Origin of the sequence: Mycobacterium sp. 852014-50255_SCH5639931, assembly GCF_001665605.1 — a bacterium.
In the GTDB taxonomy this organism is placed as follows: Bacteria; Actinomycetota; Actinomycetes; order Mycobacteriales; family Mycobacteriaceae; genus Mycobacterium; species Mycobacterium paraffinicum.
In genome coordinates, this window is record NZ_LZSV01000015.1 from 48621 (window position 1) to 73818 (window position 25198).

Here is a 25198-nt window from a genome sequence, read left to right on the forward strand (position 1 = left end):
TTACCGGCCCGGGACGGTTCAATGTGGCCTGGTACAAATCACACGCCGTGCGTTATACAAATCACACGACGTGCGTTACGCTCTGGCGGTGGCGCAACTCACCTTCCAGCGCGCCCGCACCGAGGAGAAAAAGCGCCAACGTGCGGAGGCACTCGTGGAAGCCGCGCGTTCACTGGCGCTCGAGACCGGCGTCGCGTCGGTCACGCTGACCGCCGTCGCCAGCCGGGCCGGCATTCACTACTCCGCCGTCCGCCGCTACTTCAGCTCGCACAAGGAAGTTCTCCTGCACCTCTCCGCCGAAGGGTGGGTGCGCTGGTCGAACACCGTGTCGGAGAAGTTGGCCGAACCAGGGCCGAAATCACCGTCGCGAATCGCCGAGACGCTGGCCAACGCTCTGGCCGACGACCCGCTTTTCTGCGACCTGCTGGCCAACCTGCACCTGCACCTCGAACACGAGGTGGACGCGGAGCGGGTGGTCGAGGTCAAGCGGATCAGCACCGCCGCCACGCTGTCGCTCGCCGATTCCATCGAGAGCGCCCTGCCGGAACTGGGCCGCTCGGGGGCGCTCGACATTTTGCTGGCGGCGTACTCGCTGGCGGCCACGCTGTGGCAGGTCGCCAACCCGCCCGAGCGCCTCACCGACGTCTACGCCGAGGAGCCCGAAGTGCTTCCCCCGGAGTGGAATCTGGACTTCACTTCCGCCCTGACCCGCCTGCTGACTGCGACGTGCGTCGGTCTCATCGCGGAGAAGCCATGAACAAGGAGGCGGGGGAGCTATGGCTTGGCGAACTCGAACCGGTGAAGACGGGAAGGACTTTGGAGTGCCCATGACGACGACTGAGCCAAGGACCGAGCCGCTGCAGAAGCAGGGCTCCGCCGGCGGGGAGGGCAAAGATGTCGCTCCGCGGCGCGCCAAGAAAAAGGGGCTTTTTGGGCGTTTCTGGCTGGTGCTCACGATCGCAGCTGTCGTCGCGGTGTCGGGATTCGTCGTATACCGATTGCATGGCGTCTTCGGCGTTCACCGCGGTTCGTTCGGTGGTGGCACCTCGGGCGAGGTCCTCGACCAGTTCAACGCCAAGACGATCACGCTCGAGGTCTGGGGCTCACCGGGCAGCACGGCAACCATCAACTACCTTGACGAAAACTCCCATCCGCAGCAGGCACTGAACGTGCCCTTGCCCTGGAGCATGGTATTGAGTTCAACGAAGCCCGGCATCCCGGCAAACCTGGTGGCGCAAGGAGACGGTAGTTGGATCGCCTGCCGATTCGTCGTGAACAACCACGACGGGCACGGTGACGTCATCAAGGCTCCGAATCGCTCAGATTCCAACGAAACCGTGAACCCCTTCGTCTACTGCCTGGACAAGTCCGCATGAGCGAGCCAGGCGAGGCTCCGCCGCGCGTCGATCAGCCGCTGATCCCGCCGTTCCTGCCGCGGATGATCCATCGGCTTGCCCTCCCGATCGTCCTGGTGTGGTTGGGCATCGTGTTCCTCACCAACACCATCTCGCCACAGCTCGAGGTCGTCGCCAAAACCCACTCGGTGTCGATGAGTCCGACTGACGCGGCGTCCTTTCAGTCGATGATGAAGGTCGGATCGACGTTCAAAGAGTTCAACTCCGACAACTCGGCCATGATCTTGCTCGAGGGCGACAAGCCACTCGGGGCCGAAGCGCACCGCTACTACGACGAGATCGTCAGGCGCGTCGAGCAAGACAAGAAACACGTTCAGCACGTCCAGGATTTCTGGAGTGATCCGCTGACGGCGGCGGGTTCCCAGAGCCACGATCAAAAGGCCGCGTACGTCCAGGTCTACCTCGCCGGCAACATGGGCGGCGGACTGGCGAACGAGTCTGCCCTGGCCGTTCGCAAGATCGTGGATTCGGTGCCCGCGCCGCCGGGAATCAAGGCATACGTCACCGGCGCGGGTCCGCTGTTCGCCGACCAGTCCCACGCGGGCGAGAAGGGCGTCATGGTCGTCACTCTTGTCACTTTTTTGGTGATCGTGGTGATGCTGCTGTTCGTCTACCGCTCGGTCACCACCATGCTGATCATGCTGGCGATGGTGTTCATCGAGTTGGCCGCGGCTCGAGGCGTCGTCGCGACGCTCGGTAACTACGGCGTCATGGGGCTTTCCACGTTCGCCAACAACATGCTGGTGCTTATGGCGATTGCCGCCGGGACGGACTACGCGATCTTTGTGGTCGGCCGCTACCACGAGGCGCGCGGTCTCGGCGAGACCCGCGAAGAAGCGTTCTACACCATGTTCCACAGCACCGCGCATGTCGTGCTGGGATCGGGCCTGACCATCGCCGGCGCGATGTACTGCCTGAGCTTCTGCCGGCTGCCGTACTTCGAGTCGCTGGGGGTGCCTTGTGCGGTCGGCATGCTGGTCGCGGTGTTGGCGGCTTTGACGCTGGCACCGGCGGTCCTGACGGTGGCATCGTTCTTCAAGCTGCTCGACCCGAAGCGAAAGCTGCAGACCCGGGGCTGGCGTCGCATCGGCACCGCGGTCGTCCGCTGGCCCGCACCGGTTCTCGCGGTGACCATCGGGGTCGCGTTGGTTGGTCTGCTCGCCCTGCCCGGTTACAAGACGGACTACGACAACCGCCACTTCCTGCCGGCAGACACCCCGGCCAATGTCGGTTATGCCGCCGCGGACCGACACTTCGACCAGGCTCGGCTCAATCCTGAGCTGTTGATGATCGAGACCGACCACGACCTGCGCAACCCGGCCGATTTCCTGATCCTGGACAAGGTCGCCAAGGCGGTGTTCCACATCCCCGGTATCGGCCGGGTGCAGACCATCACCCGACCATTGGGCACCCCGCTCGACCACAGCACGCTCGGTTTTCAGATGAGTGCACAAGCCGCAGGGCGGATCCAGACCCAGCACTATCAAGACGAACAGGCGGCAAACCTGCTCAAGCAGGCGGACGAGCTGCGCAAGACGATGGCAACGCTACATGAGCAGATGCAGGTGACCCAGGACCTCAGCAACACGACGCACGAAACCACCAGGCTCACCAAGGAGACCGTGCAGATCACCGAATCGTTGCGCGACGACATCGCCACCTTCGACGACTTCTTCCGGCCGATCCGCAGCTTCTTCTACTGGGAGAGGCACTGCTTCGACATCCCCGCCTGCTGGGCGCTCCGGTCGATCTTCAACGCGCTCGACGGCATCGACCAAGTGGCCCAGAACATCGTGAACCTCAGCGCGAATCTGGACAAGTTGGATCAGATCCAGCCGAAGCTGGTGGCGCTGATACCGCCGCAGATCGAGAGTCAGCAGCGCAACCTCGACACCATCATGTCGAACTACGCGACCACGATGGGCCTTAACGAACAGGCGAAAGCGCAGTCCGACAACGCCACCGCCCAAGGCGATGCCTTCGATAAAGCAAAAAATGACGACACGTTCTACCTTCCGCCGGAGGCGTTCAAGAGCCCGGATTTCGCGCGGGGTCTCAAACAGTTCATCTCGCCGGATGGGCACGCCGTCCGGTTGATCATCTCCCATGAAGGCGACCCGGCGACTCCTGAAGGCATCAGCCACATCGAACCGATCAAGCAGGCCGTGCACGAGGCGATCAAGGGCACGCCCTGGGAGGGCGCCAAGGTCTACCTCGGCGGTACCGCCGCGACGTACAAGGACATGCACGACGGCTCTAACATCGACCTGATGATCGCCGGAATTGCCGCAGCCACACTAATTTTCATCATCATGCTGGTGATCACCCGAAGCGCCGTGGCGGCCGTTGTGATCGTCGGTACGGTGTTGCTGTCACTAGGCGCCTCATTCGGACTCTCGGTGCTCCTATGGCAGTACATCCTGGGCATGAAGTTGCACTGGATGGTGCTGGCGATGGCGATCATCCTGTTGCTGGCGGTCGGCTCGGACTACAACCTGCTGTTGATATCGCGGTTCAAGGAGGAAATCCACGCCGGGCTCAAAACGGGAACGATCCGCGCGATGGCCGGTTCGGGCTCGGTGGTGACCTCCGCCGGTCTGGTGTTCGCCGCGACCATGGCCACGTTCATGTTCAGCCCGCTGGTGGTGATGGCCCAGGTGGGTACGACGATCGCGCTGGGTTTGTTGTTTGACACTTTGATCGTGCGGTCGTTCATGACGCCGTCGCTGGCCACCCTGCTCGGTCGCTGGTTCTGGTGGCCGCAGCACGTGCGTCCACGGCCGGCCAGCACCATGCTGCGACCGTACGGCCCGCGTCCCGCTGTGCGCGATTTGCTCCTGAAGAACGTCGAGGAGCACCCCCCGGGCGGATTGGTACAGCCGCGCTGATCCTACGAGCGTCACACAAAGAAATCCGCGCGCCCCTTCCTCGGGGACGCGCGGATTTCTTTAGGCGCTCAGGCCCAGTTCCACACCGACATGTCGCCGGGCGGGTACTGGGCGCACACGTCGGTCGCCTTGGCGACGACGCCCTTGTTGTTGAAGAAGAGCTTCATGTGGTTGGGCCACGCGTACCACAGCGGGTCGTTGTTGTAGAAGTTCTCGGAATACGTCCGGCGGTCCTCCGGCGACAACGAGTAGAACCAGTGGACCTTGTCGATCGTCGCCTGCTGGACGTTCGGGTGGTTGTTGAAGTCGATCATGTATCGCTGGTAGTACACCGGGCTGGTGTCGCGGGTGGCCGCCATGATCTGCTCGGCGTCGCAGGTGGTGTTGATCATCCTGCGCGGAATCGGGAAGTCCTCCGTGGAATCGGCCACGGCGGTTTTCGGGAACGCCGTAGCGGCGATACCCAAAGCGAACACAGCGACGCCTGCACGCAGGCCAGAACTCAGCCGGGACATAGTTGTTAACGGTAACACTTTTTGGGCGGCGGCGGACAAGTTCCTAGTTCATCTCAGCATTGGCCGCGATCAGGCACGATGACGTGCGTGGGGTCGGGCCGCAGCTCCGGCGGGGCCTGGCTGTAGTCGCCGAAGGGACCGTCGCGGCGCTCGACCGCGGCCCGAACGCCCTGGGTTTCGGCGGTCTTGATGAAGTCCAGGGCGTCGGGGGTGTTGCGCATCAGGCCGTCGAGGATGCCGCCGAGCGTCTGGGTGGACGCCAACCCCATGTTCTCGTAGGCCTGGTTGACGATCAGCTTCTGCGCCTGCAGCTGCGACAGCGGAATCCGGGCCAGCTCGGCGGCGATCTCGGCGACCCGGGCCTCGAGGCGCTCGAACGGCACCGCCTCGTTGATCAGCTCGACCTCGGCCGCCTGCACGCCGGTCAGCGGCCGCCCGGTCAGCGAATGCCACTTGGCCTTGGCGAAGCTGAGCCGGTAGAGCCACATCCCGCTCAGGTATGCGCCCCACATCCTGCTGTACGGGGTGCCGATCACCGCGTCGTTGCTGGCGATGACCAGGTCCGCGCACAGCGCGTAGTCGCTGGCCCCGCCCACGCACCAGCCATGCACCTGGGCGATGACCGGCTTGGATGCCCGCCAGATGGCCATGAACTTCTGCGTCGGCCCGGTCTCGCGGGAGGTGACCATCGCGAAATCCTTGCCGGGATCCCACTTGCCGTCGGTCATCATCGACTCGCCCCAGTGCACGAAGCCGCCGCCGAAGTCGTAGCCGCCGGAGAACGCCCGGCCTGCGCCGCGCAGCACGATGACCTTGACGGCCGGGTCGCGCTCCGCCAGCCCGACGGCCGCCTCGATCTCGTCGGGCATGGGCGGCACGATCGTGTTGAGCTGCTCCGGACGGTTCAGCGTGATGGTGGCCACCGGGCCGGCCGTCGTGTACAGGAGCGTCTCGAAGTCGCTGGTCGGCATGGCTTCCTTACGGGTCGGGCTGACGGTTTTCCGGTAACGACGCGTAGATCCTGTCGCCGATCTTCAGATACGGCGTCGTCAGGTAGGCCGACAAGACGACGAGGCCGGAGAAGATCACCGCCACGCAGACGGCGTTGGGCCAGAGCCTGCCCGTGCCGGCCCCGAAGCAGACGGTGCCGATGATCGCGGTCGCCCAGTAGAACCGCCGGCCGGCGCGGCGGTCACCGATGAAGCGGTAGCGTGCCTGCGCCGCCGAGACCAGGACGAAGATCAATCCGGTCGCGAGCAGCGTGAGTTCGATGCGTTGGGTCGCTGACACGCCGACGATCTTATGACCTGGCCAGCATCCGCCACAGGAACGAGTAGGTCAGCGCCGACTTGAACGCGACCTGTTGGTTGTCGGCCGCCCCGGCGTGGCCGCCCTCGATGTTCTCGTAGTAGTAGACCCGGTGCCCCGCCGCCTCCAGCGCGGCCGTCATCTTGCGGGCGTGGCCCGGATGCACGCGATCGTCGCGGGTGGACGTGGTCATCAGCACCGGCGGGTAATGGCGCGTGGCCGAGATGTTCTGGTAGGGCGAGTATTCGGAGATGAACGCCCAGTCGTCCGGGTTGTCGGGGTCGCCGTACTCGGCCATCCACGAGGCGCCCGCGAGCAGCAGGTGGTAACGCTTCATGTCCAGCAGCGGCACGCTGCAGACCAGCGCGCCGAACCTGTCGGGGTACTGGGTCAGCATGATGCCCATCAGCAGGCCGCCGTTGCTGCCGCCCTGCGCACCGAGCTGGTCGACGGTGGTGATGCCGCGATTCACCAAATCGGTTGCCACCGCGGCGAAGTCCTCGGCCACCTTGTGCCGGTCCTCGCGCATGGCCTGGGTGTGCCAGCCGGGCCCGTACTCCCCGCCGCCGCGGATGTTGGCCAGCACGTAGGTGCCGCCGCGGGCCAGCCACAACCGGCCGAGCACGCCGCTGTAGGTGGGGGTGTTGGCGGATTCGAAGCCGCCGTAGCCGTACAGCATGGTCGGCCCCGGGCCCCGCGGATCGGCGGGCCGCACCACGAAGTACGGGATCGGCGTGCCGTCCTGCGACGCCACAAAATGCTGGGCGACGGCCATGTTGCCGGCGTCGAAGAAGGCCGGCGCGGACTTGGTCTGGTCGAGCGGGCCGGCGCCGGTGCCGCGCATGAGCCGCGACGGGGTGACGAATCCACTGGAGTCGAGGAAGAACTCGTCGCCGGTGTCGTCGGCGGCGACGACGACGGTGTTGGTCGCGTCGGGGATGCCGGCGACCGGCTCGCGTCGCCAGGTGCCCGGCGTGACGATCTCCACCCGGCTGGCCACGTCGGCGAGGGTGACCATCAGCAGGCGGTCGCGCGTCCACGCGTAGTGGTTCAGCCCGGTGTGCTCGTCGGGCTCGAACACCACACTCAATTCTGCTGTGCCCGAGAGGAATTCGTCATAGTTGGCCGCCAGCAGGGAACCGGCGGGATAGCTCTGAGCGCCGTAGAACCAATCGGTGCGCAGCTCGATCAGCAGCCACTCCCGGTGTATCGACAAGCTGGCGTCGGTGGGCGCGTCGATCCGGATCAGCTCGGGGCCGCGCAGTTCGTAGACCTCTTCGTTCCAGAAGTCGAGTGCCCGCCCCAGCAGGGTGCGCTCGAAGCCGGGGGTGCGGTCCACCGAGGCGGACACGCGGACGTCGGTGCGGGCGCCCTCGAACACGGTCTCCGCGTCGGTGAGTGGGGTGCCCCGTCGCCACCGCTTGATCACCCGCGGGTAGCCCGAGTCGGTGAGGGAGTCGGCGCCGAAGTCCGTGCCCACCAGGACGGTGTCGGGATCCGCCCAGGCCAGTTGCGACTTGGCCTCCGGCAGCGCGAATCCGTCGGCGACGAATTCGCGTGTGGCCATGTCGAATTCGCGCACGATGGAGGCGTCCGAGCCGCCCCTGGACAGCGCGACCAGGGCGCGCGTGTACTCCGGTTCGATGACGCCGGCGCCGGCCCACACCCACTTCTCGTCGTCGGCCCGGCCCAACTCGTCGACATCGATCAGCACGTCCCACTCGGGGGCCTCGGTCCGATAGCTCTCCAGCGTGGTGCGCCGCCACAGCCCGCGCGGGTTGTCGGCGTCGCGCCAGAAGTTGTAGAGGTACTCGCCGCGGCGGACCACGTACGGGATGCGGGCGTCGGTGTCGAGGACCTCGAGCGCCTCGGTGCGCATTCGCTCGAACTCCGCGTCGCGGAAGGTCGCCAGTGTCGGTTCGTTGCGCGCCCGCACCCAATCCAGCGCCTCGTCGCCGGTGACTTCCTCGAGCCACAGGTAGGGGTCACGGTCGTCGTCGGGGGCCGGGGGGGCTTGCGATGTCATGACCGCCATTGTGGCTCCGGCGGTAGTGTGAGGTGTATTACACAGGCGAGCGAGGAGCCGAGCAGATGACCGTTTTCGCACGTCCAGGTTCCGCTGGGGCGTTGATGTCGTATGAAGCCCGCTACGACAACTTCATCGGGGGCGAATGGGTCCGGCCAGCGCAGGGGCGCTATTTCGAGAACCCGACACCGGTGACCGGCCAGCCGTTCTGCGAGGTGGCCCGGTCCGACGAGGCCGATGTCGAGAAGGCGCTCGACGCGGCCCACGGGGCGGCGGGGGCGTGGGGCAAGACCCCACCGGCCGAACGCGCGACGATCCTGAACAAGATCGCCGACCGGATCGAGGAGAACAAGGCCGCGCTGGCGGTGGCCGAAGTGTGGGACAACGGCAAGCCGATCCGTGAGGCGCTGGGCGCCGACATCACGCTGGCGGTCGACCATTTCCGCTACTTCGCCGGGGCGATCCGCGCGCAGGAGGGCTCGCTGTCCCAGATCGACGAGGACACCGTCGCCTACCACTTCCACGAGCCGCTCGGCGTGGTCGGGCAGATCATTCCGTGGAACTTCCCGATCCTGATGGCCACCTGGAAGCTGGCGCCCGCGCTGGCGGCCGGCAACGCGGTGGTGCTCAAACCCGCCGAGCAGACTCCGGTTTCGGTGCTCTACCTGATGTCGCTGATCGGTGATCTGCTGCCGGCGGGCGTGGTCAACGTCGTCAACGGGTTCGGCGCCGAGGCGGGCAAGCCGCTGGCGTCGAGCAATCGGATCGCCAAGATCGCGTTCACCGGGGAGACCACCACCGGACGGCTGATCATGCAGTACGCGTCGCAGAACCTGATCCCGGTCACGCTGGAGCTCGGCGGCAAGAGCCCCAACATCTTCTTCTCCGACGTGATGGCCAAGGGTGACGACTTCCAGGACAAGGCGCTCGAGGGCTTCACCATGTTCGCCCTCAACCAGGGCGAGGTCTGCACCTGCCCGTCGCGCAGCCTGGTCCAGTCCGACATCTACGACGAGTTCCTGGAGCTGGCCGCCATCCGGACCAAGGCGGTGCGGCAGGGCGATCCGCTGGACACCGAGACGATGCTGGGTTCGCAGGCATCCAACGACCAGCTGGAAAAGGTGTTGTCCTACATCGAGATCGGCAAGGACGAGGGCGCCAAGGTCATCACCGGCGGGGAGCGCGCCGAGCTGGGCGGCGACCTGTCCGGCGGTTACTACATGCAGCCGACGATCTTCGCCGGCAACAACAAGATGCGGATCTTCCAGGAGGAGATCTTCGGCCCCGTAGTGGCGGTGACGTCGTTCTCCGACTACGACGACGCGATCTCGATCGCAAACGACACCCTCTACGGTCTGGGCGCCGGGGTGTGGAGCCGCGACGGCAACACCGCCTACCGGGCCGGGCGTGACATCCAGGCCGGTCGGGTGTGGGTCAACTGCTACCACGTGTATCCCGCCCACGCCGCGTTCGGCGGCTACAAGCAATCGGGCATCGGCCGCGAGAACCACAAGATGATGCTGGACCACTACCAGCAGACCAAGAACCTGATGGTGTCCTACTCCGATAAGGCGCAGGGCTTCTTCTGATGGTCCCGGGCCCTCCAGCGGGTGTCGTCATCACCGCGGACGCCGCCGAACTGTTGGAGCGACTGCAGGACCGGCACGGTCCGGTGATGTTCCACCAGTCCGGTGGCTGCTGCGACGGGTCGTCGCCGATGTGCTACCCACTCGGGGACTTCCTCGTCGGCGACCGCGACGTGTTGCTGGGGGTGCTCGACGTCGGAACGGACGGGGTGCCGGTGTGGATCTCGGGCCCGCAGTATCAGACCTGGAAGCACACCCAGCTCGTCATCGACGTGGTCCCGGGCCGGGGCGGCGGGTTCAGCCTGGAGGCGCCCGAAGGGGTGCGGTTCCTGTCCCGTGGCCGCGTCTTCAGCGACGACGAACAGGCCGGGTTGCGGGACGCCCGGGTCATCACCGGCGCCGACTACGAACGTGGCGAACGCCCTTGCGCGCGCGGTCAGGTGGTGACTGACGCGGCATTCCGAACGTGTCCTCCCGGTCGGTGACCGCAGTAATGTCGAAATCGTGATCCCCCTCCCGCGTCCGCGGTTGTTGGCCGGCGCCATGCTGATCGGCGCCGCGGTCGGGTTACTGGCGGGGGTGGGATTCGCCGTGGCCGTCCATCCGAGCCTCCGCCCGGCCTTCGCCATCGCCGCGGTGGCCGGGATCCCCAGCGTGGCCGGGCTGCTGACGATCCTCTTTTCCGGACGTCGGTGGGTGACGATGCTCGGCGCGTTCATCCTGGCGGTGGCGCCGGGCTGGTTCGGTGTGCTCGTCGCCCTCCAGGTGACCTCCCATGGCTGACGACGACACCCCGTCGAGCCCGGGCACCCAGTCCTGGGTGCCCGACTTCTCCGATTCCGGCGAGGACACCGGCACCCAATCGTGGGTGCCGGACTTCTCGGACGACTCCGAGGACGCCGGCGAGCAGCCCGCCGCCGCGAAGGACGAACCGGAGGCCTCAGAGCCCGCCGCGTCCGAACAGGCCGCCGACGCCGAATCCGCTGTCGCGCCGGTGCAGCCCGTCACCGTTCCCGGGCGCTACCTCTACCTGAAGTGGTGGAAGCTGCTGCTGGTGATCCTCGGCGTGTGGTGTGTGGCGGGCGTCGTCGGGTTCGGCCTGTTCTATTGGTGGTATCACTCGATCGACCAGACCGCGGCGCTCTTCGCGGTCCTGGTGTACGTCGTGGCGTGCGCCGTCGGTGGCGTGCTGCTCGCGATGGTCGAGGGCAAGCCGCTGGTCTCGGCGCTGTCGCTGGCGGTGATGTCGGGGCCGTTCGCCTCGCTGGCCGCCGCGGCGCCCCTGCACGGCTATTACCACTGCGCGCGGGTGGGCCCCTGCCTGCTCGGCCTCATTCCGTATTAACGCCCCGCCCGGGCGGCCACTAGGGTAGGGGCCGTGACCCATTTTGACGTCGTCGTCCTCGGGGCCGGTCCCGGCGGATATGTCGCAGCCATTCGCGCCGCACAGCTCGGCCTGAACACCGCAGTCGTGGAACCGAAGTACTGGGGCGGAGTCTGCCTCAACGTCGGCTGCATTCCGTCCAAGGCGTTGCTGCGCAACGCCGAGCTGGTGCAGATCTTCACCAAAGAAGCCAAGACTTTCGGGATGAACGGCGAGGCGACGTTCGATTACGGCGCCGCCTTCGATCGCAGCCGCAAGGTGGCCGAAGGCCGGGTCGCGGGCGTGCACTTCCTGATGAAGAAGAACAAGATCACCGAGATCAACGGGTACGGCAGATTCACCGACGCCAACACGTTGTCCGTCGACCTCAACGACGGCGGGACCGAGACCGTTACGTTCGACAACGCCATCATCGCCACCGGCAGCAGCACCCGGCTGGTGCCGGGGACGTCGCTGTCGGCCAACGTGGTGACCTACGAGGAACAGATCCTCTCCCGCGAGCTGCCCGAGTCGATCGTCATCGCCGGCGCCGGCGCGATCGGCATGGAGTTCGGCTACGTCATGCAGAACTACGGCGTGGACGTGACCATCGTGGAGTTCCTGCCGCGCGCGCTGCCCAACGAGGACGCCGACGTCTCCAAGGAGATCGAGAAGCAGTTCAAGAAGCTGGGCATCAAGATCCTCACCGGGACCAAGGTCGAGTCGATCTCCGACAACGGCACCGAGGTTACCGTCGTGGTCAGCAAGGACGGTAGCGCGCAGGAGCTCAAGGCCGTGAAAGTGTTGCAGGCCATCGGTTTTGCACCCAATGTCGAGGGCTTTGGCCTGGAGAAGACCGGGGTCGCGCTGACCGACCGCAAGGCCATCGGGATCAACGACTACATGATCACCAGCGTTCCGCACATCTACGCCATCGGTGACGTCACCGGGAAGCTGATGCTCGCCCACGTCGCCGAGGCCATGGGCGTGGTGGCGGCCGAAACCATCGCCGGCGCAGAGACTTTGGCGCTGGGCGACTACCGGATGTTGCCGCGGGCCACGTTCTGCCAACCCCAGGTGGCCAGCTTCGGGCTGACCGAGCAGCAGGCGCGCGACGAAGGGCACGACGTCGTGGTGGCCAAGTTCCCCTTCACGGCCAACGGCAAGGCGCACGGTCTGGGCGACCCCAGCGGCTTCGTCAAGCTGGTCGCCGACGCGAAGCATCTCGAGCTGCTCGGCGGGCACCTGATCGGCCACGACGTGTCCGAGCTGCTGCCCGAGCTGACGCTGGCGCAGAAGTGGGACCTGACCGCCAACGAGCTGGCGCGCAACGTGCACACCCATCCGACCCTGTCGGAGGCGCTGCAGGAGTGCTTCCACGGCCTGGTCGGCCACATGATCAACTTCTAAGGCCACATGCGCAGCGACATCGTTCTGGGGGCCATCGGCGGCCTCGCCGCGGGTTATGTCCTGTGGTTGGCGGCCTTTTCGATCGCCGACGACAACGCGGCGGTGGGGCAGTGGGCCCCGACGGTGTTGCTGCTGTCGCTTGCGCTGGCGGTCTGCGCCACGATGTGGGCGTCATTGCTGCGCAGGCGCAGGAAATACGCCTGGTCGGGGTTCGGGTTCGGGCTCTCCGTGCCGCCGCTGCTGCTGACGCTGGCCGTGCTCGCCAGCGTCTACCTCTGACGGGCGCGGGTCTAGCGCGGGTTGTCCAGCGGGATGTCCAGGGCCGCCATCGTCGCGGCCAGGCCGTCGTATTGGCTTGCCAGCAAGCAGAATTCGATCAGCTGACGCCGGTCCAGGTGCTCCGCGAGCTGCTGCCACGTGGCGTCGGTGATGGTGCGGTCCTGGACGAACTCGTCGGTGGCCGTCAGCAGTGCCTGCTGCCGCACGGTCAGTCGCGCCTCGACGCGGTCCAGCCGCTCGGGCCACGCGAAGATGGCGGCCTGCAGTTCGGCGTCGAGCCCCTGCTTGGCGGCCATCCGGCGATGGTGCTGCAGTTCGTATTCGCAACCGCGTACATGCGCGACCCGCAGGATCACCAGCTCGGTATCGATCGCCGGCAGCCGGCCCCGCAGCACGCGGCCGCTGTAAATGCTCCACGCCAAAAACAGCAGGCGGTGCTGACCCAGCGTGGTGAACAGATGCATCTCGGGCGCCCGGACCGTGCGCGCGGCCAGCTTCGCGAGAACCCAGTTGACCGGGCCTAGTTCGCGGAACCGCCCCGACGGGATGCGGCCGTTCGGAGCGCCGGTCACGGTTGCTTCACCAGGTACGGGGAGACCGTGCTGCGGTGCTCGTCGAGATCCAGGGCGCGCCCCAAGGCCGGGAACGCCCGCTGCGGGCAGTTGTCGCGTTCGCAGACCCGGCAGCCCGCGCCGATCGGTGTGGCCACTGTTCCTGAATCTCCCGAGACGTCGAGTCCTTCCGAGTAGACGAGCCGGTGCGCATGGCGCAGCTCGCAGCCCAGCCCGATCGCGAAGGTTTTACCCGGCTGACCATACCGGGCGGCCCGCCGCTCCACGGTCCGGGCCACCCACATGTAGTTGCGGCCGTCGGGCATCTGGGCGATCTGGACCAGGATCTTGCCCGGGTTGGCGAACGTTTCGTACACGTTCCACAGCGGGCAGGTCCCGCCGCTGGACGAGAAGTGAAACCCGGTGGCGGACTGGCGTTTTGACATGTTGCCGGCACGGTCGACGCGGACGAACGAGAACGGTACGCCGCGCATCGACGGCCGTTGCAGCGTCGAAAGCCGGTGCGCGATCGTCTCGTAGCTCACCGAGTAGAAGGAGGACAACCGCTCGACGTCGTAGCGGAAATTCTCCGAGACGTCGTGGAATTGGCGGTAGGGAAGCACCGCGGCGGCGGCAAAGTAGTTGGCCAACCCCAGCCGGGCCAGCGTGTGCGACTCGTCGCTGGTGAATTTGCCCTCCTCCACCAGGTGATCGATGAGATCGCCGTACTCGAGGTAGGCCAATTCGGCGGCCATCTTGAACACCTGCTGACCGAGCGAGAGGTGGTTGCTGATCTCCAGCGTCTTGGTCCCAGGGTCGTACCGGTGCAACACGCTGTCGCCGAGATCGATCCGCCTGTTGATGTGCACGCCGTGCACCTCGGTCAGCCGGCGGTTGAGCTCGCGGGCCAGGTCGCCGTGGTGCATCCGCATCTGGATCGTGAGATCTTCGGCTGCGGTGTCCAGCTCGTGCAGATAGTTCTGGCGTTGGTAGAAGTAGTCGCGCACCTCCTCGTGCGGCATGGTGATCGAGCCGCTGCCGCTGCCGTCGGAGAACCGCTCCTCGGTCGCGGCGGCGAGCTGCGCCGTGGTGATCCGGTAGCGCCGGTGCAGGTTGACCACCGCGCGGGCCAGGGTGGGGTGGGCGCTGACCATCTCGGCCACCTCGGTCGGATCGACGTCGATGTCCAGGTCGCGGTCCATGGTCACCTCGCGCAGCTCGGCGACCAGCCGGGTGTCGTCCTGCGAGGCGAAGAACGTCGCATCCACGCCGAACACCTCGGTGATCCGCAGCAGCACCGCCACCGTCAGGGGACGCACGTCGTGCTCGATCTGGTTCAGGTAGCTCGGGGAGATCTCCAGCATCTGGGCCAGGGCGGCTTGGGAGAAGCCGCGCTCGTGGCGCAGCTGACGGACCCGGGAGCCGACGAAGGTCTTGGACACTTCACCCAGGGTACCGGGGTTGCTAAGCGGAAGTTGGCAGAGTTCGCAGCGGCTCGGGTCGCGTCGCGATTGGTTTTTGACCCGGGGCGTTGGCATGATTCGCAACGGAGGTCCCAGGGTTAGCCTGGGGTGCCCACGAGGAAACGGGGACCACAGCCGTGAGCCTGGACAAAGAAATGATGCCGGTTCCCGACGGCCACCCCGATGTGTTCGATCGCGAATGGCCGCTGCGGGTGGCCGACATCGACCGCACGGGCCGGCTGCGGCTGGACGCGGCGTGCCGGCACATCCAGGACATCGGCCAGGACCAGCTGCGCGAGATGGGTTTCGAGGAAACCCACCCGCTGTGGATCGTTCGCCGCACGATGCTCGACCTGATCCGTCCGATCGAATTCCAGGACATGCTGCGCTGTCGCCGGTGGTGTTCGGGCACCTCGAACCGGTGGTGCGAGATGCGGGTTCGCGTCGACGGGCGCAAGGGCGGACTGATCGAGTCCGAGGCCTTCTGGATCAACATCAACCGGGAAACCCAGATGCCGTCGCGCATCTCCGACGACTTCCTGGCGGGCTTGCACAAGACCACCTCCGTTGACCGCCTGCGGTGGAAGGGTTACCTGAAGCCGGGCAGTCGCGATGACGCGCAGGAGATCCACGAGTTTCCCGTCCGCGTCACCGACATCGACCTGTTCGACCACATGAACAACTCCGTGTACTGGAGCGTCGTCGAGGACTACCTGGCGTCGCACCTGGCACTGATGGCGCGGCCGCTACGCATCACGATCGAGCACGAGGCGCCGGTGGCGCTGGGCGACAAGCTGGAAACCATCTCGCACATCCATCCGGCCGGTTCGACCGACCAGTTCGGTCCCGGACTGGTCGACCGCCCTGTTACAACGCTCACATATGCGGTCGGCGACGAGACCAAAGCGGTCGCCGCGCTCTTCAACCGCTAAACCGGACAAGCGTCCCGCTAAATTGCCGCTGACCTGCGGATATTGAGTTACTGACCGGTAGTTTCTGAAACGGTTAAGTTCCCGTTCATCTTCGCAAGATTTGCTAATCGGGGCCGAGTCGTTGCCGAAATTGGCAAATGAAACGGCTGGACCTGCGTCAATAGCTGTGCCATCTTCGAGTTAGCACACCAGCGAAGTTGAGCCTCTAGCTGCCGCCGGTGAAGCGTTTCATCCACCCAGTAGTGAAGATTCGTTAAGGAGCATGCCCAATGTCTGTCGTTGGCACCCCCAAGAGCCCGGAACAGATCCAGAAGGACTGGGACACCAACCCGCGTTGGAAGGGTGTCGCCCGCACCTACAGCGCCGAGGACGTCGTCGCCCTGCAGGGCACCGTGGTCGAGGAGCACACACTGGCTCGCCGCGGCGCCGAGGTGCTGTGGGAGCAGCTGCACGACCTGGAGTGGATCAACGCGCTCGGCGCCCTGACCGGCAACATGGCCGTCCAACAGGTCCGCGCCGGCCTGAAGGCGATCTACCTGTCGGGTTGGCAGGTCGCCGGTGACGCCAACCTGTCCGGCCACACCTACCCCGACCAGAGCCTGTACCCGGCCAACTCGGTGCCGCAGGTGGTGCGTCGCATCAACAACGCGCTGCTGCGCGCCGACGAGATCGCCCGGGTCGAGGGCGACACCTCGGTGGAGAACTGGCTGGCCCCGATCGTGGCCGACGGTGAGGCGGGCTTCGGCGGTGCGCTGAACGTCTACGAGCTGCAGAAGGCGATGATCGCGGCGGGTGTCGCCGGCTCGCACTGGGAGGACCAGCTCGCGTCGGAGAAGAAGTGCGGTCACCTCGGCGGCAAGGTGCTCATCCCGACCCAGCAGCACATCCGGACGCTGACCTCGGCCCGCCTGGCGGCCGACGTCTGCGACGTGCCGACCGTGGTCATCGCCCGGACCGATGCCGAGGCAGCGACCCTGATCACGTCGGACGTCGACGAGCGTGACCAGCCGTTCATCACCGGTGAGCGGACCAAGGAAGGCTTCTACCGGGTGCAAAATGGCCTGGAGCCCTGCATCGCCCGGGCCAAGGCCTACGCGCCGTACGCCGACCTGATCTGGATGGAGACCGGCACGCCGGACCTCGACCTGGCCGCCAAGTTCGCCGAGGGCGTCAAGTCCGAGTTCCCCGACCAGATGCTGGCCTACAACTGCTCGCCGTCGTTCAACTGGAAGAAGCACCTGGATGACGCCACCATCGCGAAGTTCCAAAAGGAGCTTGCCGCAATGGGATTCAAGTTCCAGTTCATCACGCTGGCCGGCTTCCACGCGCTGAACTACTCGATGTTCGATCTGGCCTACGGCTACGCCCGCAACCAGATGAGCGCGTACGTGGAGCTGCAGGAGCGCGAGTTCGCCGCCGAGGAGCGCGGTTACACCGCGACCAAGCACCAGCGCGAGGTCGGTGCCGGTTACTTCGACCGCATCGCCACCACGGTTGACCCCACCTCGTCGACCACAGCGCTGACCGGCTCCACCGAAGAGGGTCAGTTTCACTGAGGACGAGCGGGCCTTGGCCCGCGAGGACGAAGTGAAACCGATGGCTTGGAGTCACTGAGGACGAGCGGGCCTTGGCCCGCGAGGACGAAGTGAAACCGATGGCTTGGAGTCACTGAATCCTCTGGGGAGCAGAGCGGATCAGCGCGGCTGCGATCCAGATTGTGCGAATCTGCCCCTGTTCACCGTGAAGTAGCATTGGCCCCGCCCAGCGATCCTGGGCGGGGCCTATTGCGGTGCAAGACGATACGAAACCGAAAGAGATGACAGTGAGCGACGCAGCGATTCAACGGGTAGGGGTTGTCGGGGCCGGCCAGATGGGATCCGGCATCGCCGAAGTCTCGGTCCGCGCCGGTGTCGACGTGACGGTGTTCGAAACCACCGAGGCCCTGATCACGGCCGGACGCAACCGCATCGTCAAGTCGCTGGAGCGCGGTGTCAGCGCGGGCAAGGTCACCGAGCGGGAGCGTGACCGCGCGCTGAGCAAGCTCACCTTCACCACCGATCTGAAGGACCTCGCCGACCGCCAGCTGGTCATCGAGGCGATCATCGAGGACGAGGCCGTCAAGGCGGACATCTTCGCCGAACTCGACCGCGCCATCAGCGATCCCGACGCGGTGCTGGCATCCAATACGTCCAGCATCCCGATCATGAAGATCGCCGCGGCCACCAAGAACCCGCAGCGAGTGCTGGGCCTGCACTTCTTCAACCCCGTGCCGGTGCTGCCATTGGTCGAGTTGGTCAGCACGTTGGTCACCGACGAAGCCGCCGCCGCGCGCACCGAGGAGTTCGCGAGCGCGGTCCTGGGTAAGCAGGTGGTGCGTTGCTCCGACCGGTCCGGCTTTGTCGTGAACGCGCTGCTGGTTCCCTATCTGTTGTCGGCAATTCGCATGGTGGAGGCCGGCTTTGCCACCATCGAGGACGTCGACAAAGCGGTTGTCGCCGGGCTGTCGCACCCGATGGGCCCGCTGCGGCTGTCCGACCTGGTGGGCCTGGACACCCTGAAACTGATCGCGGACAAGATGTTCGAGGAATTCAAGGAACCGCAGTACGGGCCGCCGCCGCTGTTGCTGCGCATGGTGGAGGCGGGCCGGCTCGGCAAGAAGACCGGCCGGGGCTTCTACACGTACTGACGGCTGAGCCGACTATGGGCTACTTCTTCTCCAGGGTGAACTGGTCGACGTCGGTGTAGCCCTGGCGGAACAGCTTCGCGCAGCCGGTCAGGTACTTCATATACCGGTCGTAGACCTCTCTGGACTGGATGGCGATGGCCTCCTCGCGATTGGCCGCCAGTGCGGCCGCCCACGTCTCCAGGGTTCTCGCGTAGTGCAGCTGCAGCGAGTGGACCCGGGTCAGTTCGAAGCCGGCGGTGACCGCGTACTCTCCGACGGTCTGCGGTGTCGGCAGCCAGCCCCCCGGGAATATCTCGGTCAGGATGAACTGCGAGAAGTGCACGATCTCGTGGGTCAGTGTCATGCCCCGCGCCCGGGCGTCCTTGAAGGACGGGCGAACGATGGTGTGCAGCAACATCGCTCCGTCGGACGGCAGCGCCTGATACGCCATCTTGAAGAAGCGGCCGTAGCGCTGGCGGCCGAAGTGCTCGAAGGCGCCGATGGAGACGATGCGGTCGACGGGCTCGTGAAACTTCTCCCACCCCTCCAGCAGGACCCGCCGGGTGCGGGGGGTGTCGAGGTCGTCGAACATGGCTTGCACGTGCTTGGCCTGGTTCTCCGACAACGTCAGGCCCACGACGTTGACGTCGTACTTCTCGATCGCCCGCCGCATCGTGGCGCCCCAGCCGCAGCCGATGTCCAGCAACGTCATCCCCGGCTCGAGCCTCAGCTTGCCCAGCGCCAGGTCGATCTTGGCGAGCTGCGCCTCTTCCAGGGTCATGTCGTCACGCTCGAAGTAGGCGCAGCTGTACGTCTGGGTGGGGTCCAGGAACAGCCGGAAGAAGTCATCGGACAGGTCGTAGTGGGCTTGCACGTTTCCGAAATGCGGCGTGAGCTGCACGGACATGTCGAGTAGAGCCTTTCGTTATGCGGAGCCAGGGGCCGCTGACCAGCGCGACGCACCCTCGCGTCACCCCCCATGCATCCCTGCATGCTAGTCGCTGCGGCTATGCGAGTCGTCCGGCCGAGCGAGTCATAAGCGTCACACGGGACGGTTGGAATTGAACCAAGACGGCCGGCCGCGCCGGGTCCGGAAGGCGCCTAAAGCGGTTCCTCATCGTCACGCCCGCGGGGCGGCACGATGGGCGACGGATGGGGCTCTTCGCGGAACTTATCCAGCGATCCGCCCACCTCGACGATGCCCTTCAGCGCGTTCCAGCTCAGCATCGTCAGGTAGTCGATCAACTCGTCGCGACTCATCCGCGGATCCGACATCCAGGAGTGCGTCGCCAGCTGCACGCCACCGACGATCAGGTAGGCCCACGGTTCCGCGCCGCGGGTGTCCATCCCCGCCTGTTGCATGCGGCGGCGCATCAGCACCGCCAGCATGCGGGCGATGATCCGCTCGGAGTCGGCGATCACCTTGCTCTTGCTGGCAGAGCTGTTGGACATCACGAAGCGATACGGCTCGGGTTCGTTGGCGACGGTTTCGACGTACACCCGGATGACCTCCCGGGTCAGGTCGAAGCCGTCGAGATTGGATGTCAGCGCCGACGCCATATTTGGAATCAGGGTGGTTTGGGTGAACCGCATCATGACGGCGGTCGTCAGGTCGTTCTTGTCGACGAAGTAGCGATACAACACCGTCTTGGAGACGCCGATCTCCGCGGCGATCTCGTCCATGCTCAACGTGCCGCCGCGCCGCCGGATCGCGTCGATGGTCCCGTCGACCAACTCGTTGCGGCGCTCCACCTTGTGTTGATGCCAGCGCCGCTTGCGACCGTCCGTCTTGGCCGTCACAGCCAACATTTGCTCTGTCACTGTCGCCGATTTCCCATTCACTAGACGCACTCGATACTACGGTGTGCGGCCCTGTTCCGGGCTTTGGCCGCACCCCGCCACGGGCCTCCCGAGCAGTGCCGTCACACCAATCGGCCGGGACGATGAATGATGGAGTGGTGGTACACAGAGCCTCGCCTCGAGGCGCAGCGCCGGGCCCGCGAGCGGCGGGGCCGGACTCGATGACACCTTCGACCGGAACCGGGCGACCGCACGCGTCGTTGGCCGAATCGTTCGCGGGTGCCGATCCGCAGGCCGATGCGGAGCGCCGGGTGGCGCTGCGCCGGATGAAGGCGGTGGCGCTGGGCTTCCTGATCGGCGCCACCGGCCTGTTCCTCGCCTGCCGGTGGGCCCAGGCCCACGCCCACCTGGGTGCCTGGGTCGGCTACGTCGGTGCCGCCGCGGAGGCGGGAATGGTGGGCGCGCTGGCCGACTGGTTCGCGGTGACGGCGCTGTTCAGGCATCCGCTTGGTATCCCCATCCCGCACACCGCGATCATCAAGCGCAAGAAGGATCAGCTTGGCGAGGGGCTGGGAACCTTCGTGCGGGAGAACTTCCTGTCGCCGCCGGTGGTGGAGACGAAGCTGCGGGACGCCGAGGTGCCCGGACGGCTCGGCAAATGGCTGTCGGAGGCCGCACACGCCGAACGCGTCGCCAGCGAGACGGCCACGGTGCTGCGGGTGCTGGTGGAGCTAATGCGCGACGACGACGTCCAGCAGGTGATCGACCGGATGATCGTGCGCCGCATCGCCGAACCGCAGTGGGGGCCGCCGGTCGGGCGGGTGTTGGCGACGCTGCTGGCCGAGAACCGGCAGGAGGCGCTGATTCAGTTGCTGGCCGATCGGGCCTTCCAGTGGTCGCTGAACGCCGGCGAGGTGATCCAGCGGGTGGTCGAGCGTGACTCCCCGACGTGGTCGCCACGCTTCATCGACCATCTGGTCGGCGACCGCATCCACCGCGAGCTGATGGACTTCACCGACAAGGTGCGGCGCAGTCCCGACCACGAGCTGCGCCGGTCGGCGACGCGCTTTCTGTTCGAATTCGCCGACGACCTGCAAAACGACGCGGACACCATCGCGCGCGCCGATGCGATCAAGGAGCAGCTGATGGCGCGCGACGAGATCGCCAACGCCGCCGCCACGGCCTGGAAGACGCTGAAGCGCCTGGTGCTTGAGGGCGTGGACGACCCCTCCAGCACGCTGCGCACCCGCATCACCGACACCGTCGTACGCATCGGGGAATCGCTGCGCGACGACGCCGACCTGCGCGACAAGGTGGACAACTGGATCGTGCGGGCGGCCCAGCACCTGGTTTCGCAGTACGGCGTGGAGATCACCGCCATCATCACCGACACCATCGAGCGCTGGGACGCCGAGGAGGCCAGCCGGCGCATCGAGCTGCACGTGGGCCGTGATCTGCAGTTCATCCGGATCAACGGAACCGTGGTCGGCTCCCTGGCCGGTCTGGTGATCTACGCCGTCGCCCAACTATTTTTCTAGTAGTGCTAACAAGTGCTTGCAAAAGCAAGCACTTGTAGTAATCTGGTGGCCGTCAACATCGATCAGCCGACCAGGAGCACGCCATGGCACCCGAGGAGAAGCTCTCCGCCAAGGTGTCCAACGCCGCCTCCGACATGGCCTCGGACATCGGTAGCTTTATCCGCAGCCAGCGCGAACTCGCGCAGGTCTCGGTGCGCCAACTCGCCGAGAGATCCGGGGTCAGCAATCCGTATCTGAGCCAGGTGGAGCGTGGATTGCGTAAGCCGTCCGCCGATGTGCTCAATCAAATCGCGAAGGCGCTGCGAGTTTCCGCCGAGGTCCTTTATGTGCGGGCCGGGATCCTCGAGCCCAGCGACAAAAGTCAAGTGCGCGACGCCATCATCACCGATACCGCGATTACCGAGCGCCAGAAGCAGGTTCTGCTCGACGTCTACGCATCGTTCACCCAACAAAACGAATCAATCGAATCAAGCGACGAGGAGTGTTCCACCGAACCCAATGGCGACGAGTGATCAATGGCCCTTCCGGCCGTCGGGACTTCCGCGTCACGCTAGTGGGTGGTGATGTATCAACCACCGACCGCACGGGTTACCCAGGAGCGTGAATCCGGCGGTCGCCACGGAGAAGGAGACGCTCGCCTTAGCTTTCACAACCAACACCCAAGAACGCCAATAACGGAAAACCATGAAAGGAATAACCATGGCGGACAATTCGAACATCGAAGATTTGCGGGCACCCCTGCTCGCGGCCCTGGGCGCGGCCGACCTGGCCCTGGCCACTGTCAATGACTTGATCGCGAGCCTGCGTGAGCGCGCCGAGGAGACTCGCGCCGACACCCGCACCCGGGTGGAGGAGAGCCGTGCCCGGCTGACCCGGCTGCAGGAGGACCTGCCCGAGCAGCTGGACGAGCTGCGCGAGCGGTTCACCAGCGAGGAACTGCGTAAGGCTGCCGAGGGCTACCTGGACGCGGCGACCAACCGCTACAACGAGCTGGTCGAGCGGGGCGAGGCCGCCCTGCAGCGCCTGCGCAGCCAGACGGGCATCGACGACGCCTCCGCGCGCGCCGAGGGCTACGTGGACCAGGCCGTCGAGCTGACGCAGGAGGCGCTGGGTACCGTCGCATCGCAGACCCGCGCGGTCGGCGAGCGCGCGGCCAAGCTGGTCGGCATCGAGCTGCCTAAGAAGTCCGACGAGACTGCCAAGAAGGCTCAGAAGGCTGTCGCCAAGAAGGCGCCCGCCAAGAAGGCCCCGGCCAAGAAGGCTCCCGCCAAGAAGGTGTCCGCCAAGAAGGTCACCCAGAAGTAAGTCAAGACGTCGACTCGGAGTTGTCCTTCGGGCCACTCTGAGTCGACGTTTTGGACGGTGCCCGCATACGCTTAAGGCGTGAGCCACCTCGTGGGTACCGTCATGTTGGTCTTGCAGATCGCCGTTTTGGTAACGGCGGTATACGCGTTCGTGCACGCAGCACTTCAGCGGCCCGACGCTTACACCGCCGCCGACAAGCTGACCAAGCCGGTGTGGCTGGTGATCCTCGGTCTGGCTGTCGCCCTGACATCCATCCTGAGTTTTGTTTTCGGGGTACTCGGGATGGCGATCGCCGCGTGCGCGGCGGGCGTGTATCTGGTCGACGTGCGGCCGAAACTTCTTGAAGTCCAAGGTAAGTCGCGCTAGCGGGATGAAGGCCCTGCTGACGGCGCCCGCCGCGGTGCTCGTCGCGCTGTGGGGCCCAGCGGGCGCCGCCGCAGCGGACCCGGCCACGATGTCCCCGCCGTTCATCGACCACACCGAGTGGGCGCAGTGGCACGGCTTGAGCAGTCTGCGGGTTTTCCCGACTCCGTCGGGGCGGTTGGCCGCCATGCAGTCCGGCAACGCGGCCCTCGCCGACGAGGCGTGGGCCGAGGTGCTGGCGCTGTCGCCGGACGTTGACACCGCCGGGATGCGTGCGCAGTTCATCTGTCATTGGCAGTTCGCCGAACTGGCCGAGCCCGGCAAGAGCAGCTGGAACCTGGAGCCGTGGCGCCCGGTCGTCGACGACAGCGACATGGTCGCGTCCGGATGCAATCCGGGCGGACCCGAGGAAAGGTTCTAGTGGCGAGCAAACCCACCCGGGCTCTGCTGGCGGCCATGGTCGACCACACCCTGCTCAAACCCGAAGCTACCGAGGCGGACGTGGCCGCCCTGGTCGCCGAGGCCGCCGAATTGGGCGTCTACGCCGTGTGCGTCTCGCCGTCGATGGTTCCTGCCGCGGTGCGAGCTGAAGGGGGCGTCGCGGTGGCGAGCGTAGCGGGCTTCCCGTCGGGCAAGCACATTTCGGCGGTCAAGGCCCACGAGGCCGAACAGGCCGTGGCGTCCGGCGCCACCGAGGTCGACATGGTCATCGACATCGGCGCCGCGCTGGCCGGAGACATCGAGGCGGTGCGGGCCGATATCGCGGCCGTGCGCGCCGCCGTCCCCGGCGCCGTGCTCAAGGTGATCGTGGAGTCGGCGGTGCTGTTATCGGGACCGGACGAGCGCGGGCTGGTGCAGGTGTGTCGCGCTGCCGAGGACGCCGGCGCCGACTACGTCAAGACCTCGACCGGGTTTCACCCCGCCGGCGGCGCCTCGGTGCGCGCGGTCGCCCTGATGAGCCAGACCGTCGGCGGCAGGTTGGGCGTCAAGGCCAGCGGCGGCATCCGCGACGCCACCGCCGCGCTGGCGATGCTGGACGCCGGTGCCACCCGGCTCGGCCTGTCCGGCACGCGGGCGGTGCTCGACGGGCTCGACTGAGCTGCCGTCAGAGGTTGGCGAAGCAGGGGTCGTTGTTGTTGCCGGTGGGGATGCTCGCGTTCCGCGTCGAGAAGTGGCTCGTCACACCGCTCGAGGTGACCTGAACGCTGTCCGCGTGAATGCCCAGCGGGTAGTTCTTGGTGAACTGCGAGGTGAAGTCGTCCAGGGTCGACTGCACCGACTCCTTCGGCATCGTGAAGCCGAGCGCGTTGAAGCTGACGATCTGCAGCTGCAGGCCGGTGCCCGACACCACCGGCTTGGTGGTCAGGTTGTCCAACATGCCCTTCAGCTCGATCGTGCCGTCGTTGGGGTGCGTGGTCACCGTGTTGGTGACGAATGGGCCCAGCACCGGAATCGCGTTCTGGACGGATTCCTTGATGCCGTCGGACGTCCAGGTGACGGTCGCGTCGAGCGACCCGATGGTGCCCTTGGAGTCCTGCGTGTCCCTGAGTTGGACGTCGCGGATGTTGATGTCGATCTTCATGCCCTTGGCGTCACGCACCTGGTTGCCCGCGGTCGACACCGAGATGTTGGTGTAGTGCTTGGTGAGCTGCTGCCACAGCATCAGCGGCGCCACCCCGAACGACGCGGTGGCCTGGTCCTTGACCTCGCACGCCACCGCCTCGGCGACCTTGCTGTTGGCGACGTGACGGACGTACAGCTCGCCCCCGACCCTGTCTCTTATACACATCT

27 protein-coding genes are annotated in these 25198 nt (G+C 66.0%); 18 read left to right on the top strand and 9 right to left on the bottom strand.

Translation table 11 applies throughout. The features are described 5' to 3' along the window. Positions 1–70: 70 nt before the first annotated feature. From A5758_RS07700 to A5758_RS07710, 3 genes are all read left to right on the top strand, one after another. Entirely contained in the window at positions 71–757 is a 687-nt protein-coding gene (locus A5758_RS07700; protein ID WP_156622533.1) for a TetR family transcriptional regulator, read from the top strand. A gap of 70 nt (positions 758–827) precedes the next feature. Next, on the top strand, positions 828–1376 hold the full coding sequence (locus A5758_RS07705; RefSeq protein ID WP_067738578.1) for an MmpS family transport accessory protein: 549 nt from the start codon (positions 828–830) through the stop codon (positions 1374–1376). Further along, entirely contained in the window at positions 1373–4303 is a 2931-nt protein-coding gene (locus A5758_RS07710; protein WP_067202013.1) for an RND family transporter, read from the top strand. Before A5758_RS07705 ends, A5758_RS07710 begins: the two co-directional genes overlap by 4 nt. Before the next feature lie 68 nt (positions 4304–4371). Here A5758_RS07710 and A5758_RS07715 read toward each other — a convergent pair whose 3' ends face one another. Genes A5758_RS07715 through A5758_RS07730 form a run of 4 tightly spaced genes read right to left on the bottom strand, consistent with a single transcriptional unit; the run spans position 4372 to position 8152 of the window. Then, positions 4372–4818, bottom strand: coding sequence for a DUF5078 domain-containing protein (locus tag A5758_RS07715; protein WP_067738580.1), 447 nt, complete (start codon positions 4816–4818; stop codon positions 4372–4374). 53 nt (positions 4819–4871) lie between these two features. Beyond that, the gene (locus A5758_RS07720; RefSeq protein ID WP_067738582.1) at positions 4872–5789 is read right to left on the bottom strand and encodes a crotonase/enoyl-CoA hydratase family protein; all 918 of its coding nucleotides are present in this window, start codon (positions 5787–5789) and stop codon (positions 4872–4874) included. A 7-nt stretch (positions 5790–5796) separates the two neighbouring features. Continuing rightward, positions 5797–6108, bottom strand: coding sequence for a hypothetical protein (locus tag A5758_RS07725; protein ID WP_067738587.1), 312 nt, complete (start codon positions 6106–6108; stop codon positions 5797–5799). A gap of 10 nt (positions 6109–6118) precedes the next feature. Then, a complete protein-coding gene (locus A5758_RS07730) occupies positions 6119–8152 on the bottom strand; it encodes a prolyl oligopeptidase family protein (RefSeq protein WP_067738635.1) in 2034 nt (677 codons plus the stop codon). Positions 8153–8217: 65 nt separating this feature from the next. Between A5758_RS07730 and A5758_RS07735 the strand changes: the two genes are divergently transcribed. From A5758_RS07735 to A5758_RS07760, 6 genes are read left to right on the top strand one after another with little or no spacing between them, the layout of a single operon-like run. After that, on the top strand, positions 8218–9741 hold the full coding sequence (locus A5758_RS07735) for an aldehyde dehydrogenase family protein (RefSeq protein WP_067738590.1): 1524 nt from the start codon (positions 8218–8220) through the stop codon (positions 9739–9741). Beyond that, positions 9741–10223, top strand: coding sequence for a DUF779 domain-containing protein (locus tag A5758_RS07740; protein ID WP_067201996.1), 483 nt, complete (start codon positions 9741–9743; stop codon positions 10221–10223). Before A5758_RS07735 ends, A5758_RS07740 begins: the two co-directional genes overlap by 1 nt. 19 nt (positions 10224–10242) lie before the next feature. Further along, complete coding sequence (locus A5758_RS07745; RefSeq protein WP_156622535.1) at positions 10243–10521, top strand: putative holin; 279 nt, start codon at positions 10243–10245, stop codon at positions 10519–10521. After that, complete coding sequence (locus A5758_RS07750) at positions 10514–11083, top strand: hypothetical protein (protein WP_067738592.1); 570 nt, start codon at positions 10514–10516, stop codon at positions 11081–11083. Before A5758_RS07745 ends, A5758_RS07750 begins: the two co-directional genes overlap by 8 nt. A 33-nt stretch (positions 11084–11116) precedes the next feature. Next, on the top strand, positions 11117–12511 hold the full coding sequence (lpdA, locus tag A5758_RS07755) for a dihydrolipoyl dehydrogenase (protein ID WP_067738595.1): 1395 nt from the start codon (positions 11117–11119) through the stop codon (positions 12509–12511). Between the two features lie 6 nt (positions 12512–12517). Beyond that, positions 12518–12790, top strand: coding sequence for a hypothetical protein (locus tag A5758_RS07760; RefSeq protein WP_066952153.1), 273 nt, complete (start codon positions 12518–12520; stop codon positions 12788–12790). An 11-nt stretch (positions 12791–12801) separates the two neighbouring features. Here the strand turns inward: A5758_RS07760 and A5758_RS07765 are convergent, their stop codons facing one another. Continuing rightward, the gene (locus A5758_RS07765) at positions 12802–13362 is read right to left on the bottom strand and encodes a carboxymuconolactone decarboxylase family protein (protein WP_067738598.1); all 561 of its coding nucleotides are present in this window, start codon (positions 13360–13362) and stop codon (positions 12802–12804) included. Next, entirely contained in the window at positions 13359–14783 is a 1425-nt protein-coding gene (ramB, locus tag A5758_RS07770) for an acetate metabolism transcriptional regulator RamB (RefSeq protein WP_067738600.1), read from the bottom strand. Before ramB ends, A5758_RS07765 begins: the two co-directional genes overlap by 4 nt. Positions 14784–14941: 158 nt before the next feature. Here ramB and A5758_RS07775 point away from each other — a divergent pair, with 158 nt between their 5' ends. The 3 genes from A5758_RS07775 to A5758_RS07785 all read left to right on the top strand — a co-directional run bounded on the left by A5758_RS07775 (position 14942) and on the right by A5758_RS07785 (position 18422). Beyond that, positions 14942–15736 (top strand): acyl-[acyl-carrier-protein] thioesterase, encoded by a 795-nt coding sequence (locus A5758_RS07775; protein ID WP_067738603.1) that lies wholly within the window; start codon positions 14942–14944, stop codon positions 15734–15736. A 269-nt stretch (positions 15737–16005) separates the two neighbouring features. After that, positions 16006–17292 (top strand): isocitrate lyase, encoded by a 1287-nt coding sequence (aceA, locus tag A5758_RS07780; RefSeq protein ID WP_067201973.1) that lies wholly within the window; start codon positions 16006–16008, stop codon positions 17290–17292. 266 nt (positions 17293–17558) lie between these two features. Beyond that, entirely contained in the window at positions 17559–18422 is an 864-nt protein-coding gene (locus A5758_RS07785; protein ID WP_156622536.1) for a 3-hydroxybutyryl-CoA dehydrogenase, read from the top strand. 19 nt (positions 18423–18441) lie between these two features. On the opposite strand, the gene pcaA is transcribed toward A5758_RS07785, so the two are convergent. Beyond that, positions 18442–19308, bottom strand: coding sequence for a cyclopropane mycolic acid synthase PcaA (gene pcaA / locus A5758_RS07790; protein ID WP_067738609.1), 867 nt, complete (start codon positions 19306–19308; stop codon positions 18442–18444). 194 nt (positions 19309–19502) lie between these two features. Next, positions 19503–20210: a TetR/AcrR family transcriptional regulator gene (locus tag A5758_RS07795; protein WP_369816406.1), complete on the bottom strand. Its 708-nt coding sequence runs from the start codon at positions 20208–20210 to the stop codon at positions 19503–19505. Positions 20211–20356: 146 nt separating this feature from the next. Here A5758_RS07795 and A5758_RS07800 point away from each other — a divergent pair, with 146 nt between their 5' ends. From A5758_RS07800 to deoC, 6 genes are all read left to right on the top strand, one after another. Continuing rightward, positions 20357–21739, top strand: a complete 1383-nt coding sequence (locus A5758_RS07800) for a DUF445 domain-containing protein (RefSeq protein ID WP_156622537.1) — start codon at positions 20357–20359, stop codon at positions 21737–21739. An 83-nt stretch (positions 21740–21822) separates the two neighbouring features. Further along, positions 21823–22251 (top strand): helix-turn-helix domain-containing protein, encoded by a 429-nt coding sequence (locus A5758_RS07805; RefSeq protein WP_067201961.1) that lies wholly within the window; start codon positions 21823–21825, stop codon positions 22249–22251. A gap of 187 nt (positions 22252–22438) precedes the next feature. Next, on the top strand, positions 22439–23044 hold the full coding sequence (locus A5758_RS07810) for a heparin-binding hemagglutinin (RefSeq protein ID WP_067738617.1): 606 nt from the start codon (positions 22439–22441) through the stop codon (positions 23042–23044). A 78-nt stretch (positions 23045–23122) separates the two neighbouring features. Continuing rightward, entirely contained in the window at positions 23123–23410 is a 288-nt protein-coding gene (locus A5758_RS07815) for a DUF2516 family protein (RefSeq protein WP_067201955.1), read from the top strand. 4 nt (positions 23411–23414) lie between these two features. Then, the gene (locus A5758_RS07820; protein ID WP_067738620.1) at positions 23415–23828 is read left to right on the top strand and encodes a DUF2599 domain-containing protein; all 414 of its coding nucleotides are present in this window, start codon (positions 23415–23417) and stop codon (positions 23826–23828) included. Beyond that, a complete protein-coding gene (deoC, locus tag A5758_RS07825) occupies positions 23828–24505 on the top strand; it encodes a deoxyribose-phosphate aldolase (protein ID WP_156622538.1) in 678 nt (225 codons plus the stop codon). The genes A5758_RS07820 and deoC overlap by 1 nt, the downstream gene beginning before the upstream one ends. Before the next feature lie 7 nt (positions 24506–24512). Here the strand turns inward: deoC and A5758_RS07830 are convergent. Next, the coding region (locus A5758_RS07830; protein ID WP_067738623.1) for a DUF2993 domain-containing protein at positions 24513–25198 on the bottom strand (686 nt) is incomplete at its 5' end.

Bases quoted from the DNA above. Each gene is read 5' to 3' on its own strand.
- A5758_RS07705 (WP_067738578.1), top strand. From the start codon at position 828: ATGACGACGACTGAGCCAAGGACCGAGCCGCTGCAGAAGCAGGGCTCC.
- A5758_RS07710 (WP_067202013.1), top strand. From the start codon at position 1,373: ATGAGCGAGCCAGGCGAGGCTCCGCCGCGCGTCGATCAGCCGCTGATC.
- A5758_RS07715 (WP_067738580.1), bottom strand. From the start codon at position 4,818: ATGTCCCGGCTGAGTTCTGGCCTGCGTGCAGGCGTCGCTGTGTTCGCT.
- A5758_RS07720 (WP_067738582.1), bottom strand. From the start codon at position 5,789: ATGCCGACCAGCGACTTCGAGACGCTCCTGTACACGACGGCCGGCCCG.
- A5758_RS07730 (WP_067738635.1), bottom strand. From the start codon at position 8,152: ATGACATCGCAAGCCCCCCCGGCCCCCGACGACGACCGTGACCCCTAC.
- A5758_RS07735 (WP_067738590.1), top strand. From the start codon at position 8,218: ATGACCGTTTTCGCACGTCCAGGTTCCGCTGGGGCGTTGATGTCGTAT.
- A5758_RS07740 (WP_067201996.1), top strand. From the start codon at position 9,741: ATGGTCCCGGGCCCTCCAGCGGGTGTCGTCATCACCGCGGACGCCGCC.
- A5758_RS07750 (WP_067738592.1), top strand. From the start codon at position 10,514: ATGGCTGACGACGACACCCCGTCGAGCCCGGGCACCCAGTCCTGGGTG.
- A5758_RS07760 (WP_066952153.1), top strand. From the start codon at position 12,518: ATGCGCAGCGACATCGTTCTGGGGGCCATCGGCGGCCTCGCCGCGGGT.
- aceA (WP_067201973.1), top strand. From the start codon at position 16,006: ATGTCTGTCGTTGGCACCCCCAAGAGCCCGGAACAGATCCAGAAGGAC.
- pcaA (WP_067738609.1), bottom strand. From the start codon at position 19,308: ATGTCCGTGCAGCTCACGCCGCATTTCGGAAACGTGCAAGCCCACTAC.
- A5758_RS07795 (WP_369816406.1), bottom strand. From the start codon at position 20,210: ATGTTGGCTGTGACGGCCAAGACGGACGGTCGCAAGCGGCGCTGGCAT.
- A5758_RS07805 (WP_067201961.1), top strand. From the start codon at position 21,823: ATGGCACCCGAGGAGAAGCTCTCCGCCAAGGTGTCCAACGCCGCCTCC.
- A5758_RS07810 (WP_067738617.1), top strand. From the start codon at position 22,439: ATGGCGGACAATTCGAACATCGAAGATTTGCGGGCACCCCTGCTCGCG.
- A5758_RS07820 (WP_067738620.1), top strand. From the start codon at position 23,415: ATGAAGGCCCTGCTGACGGCGCCCGCCGCGGTGCTCGTCGCGCTGTGG.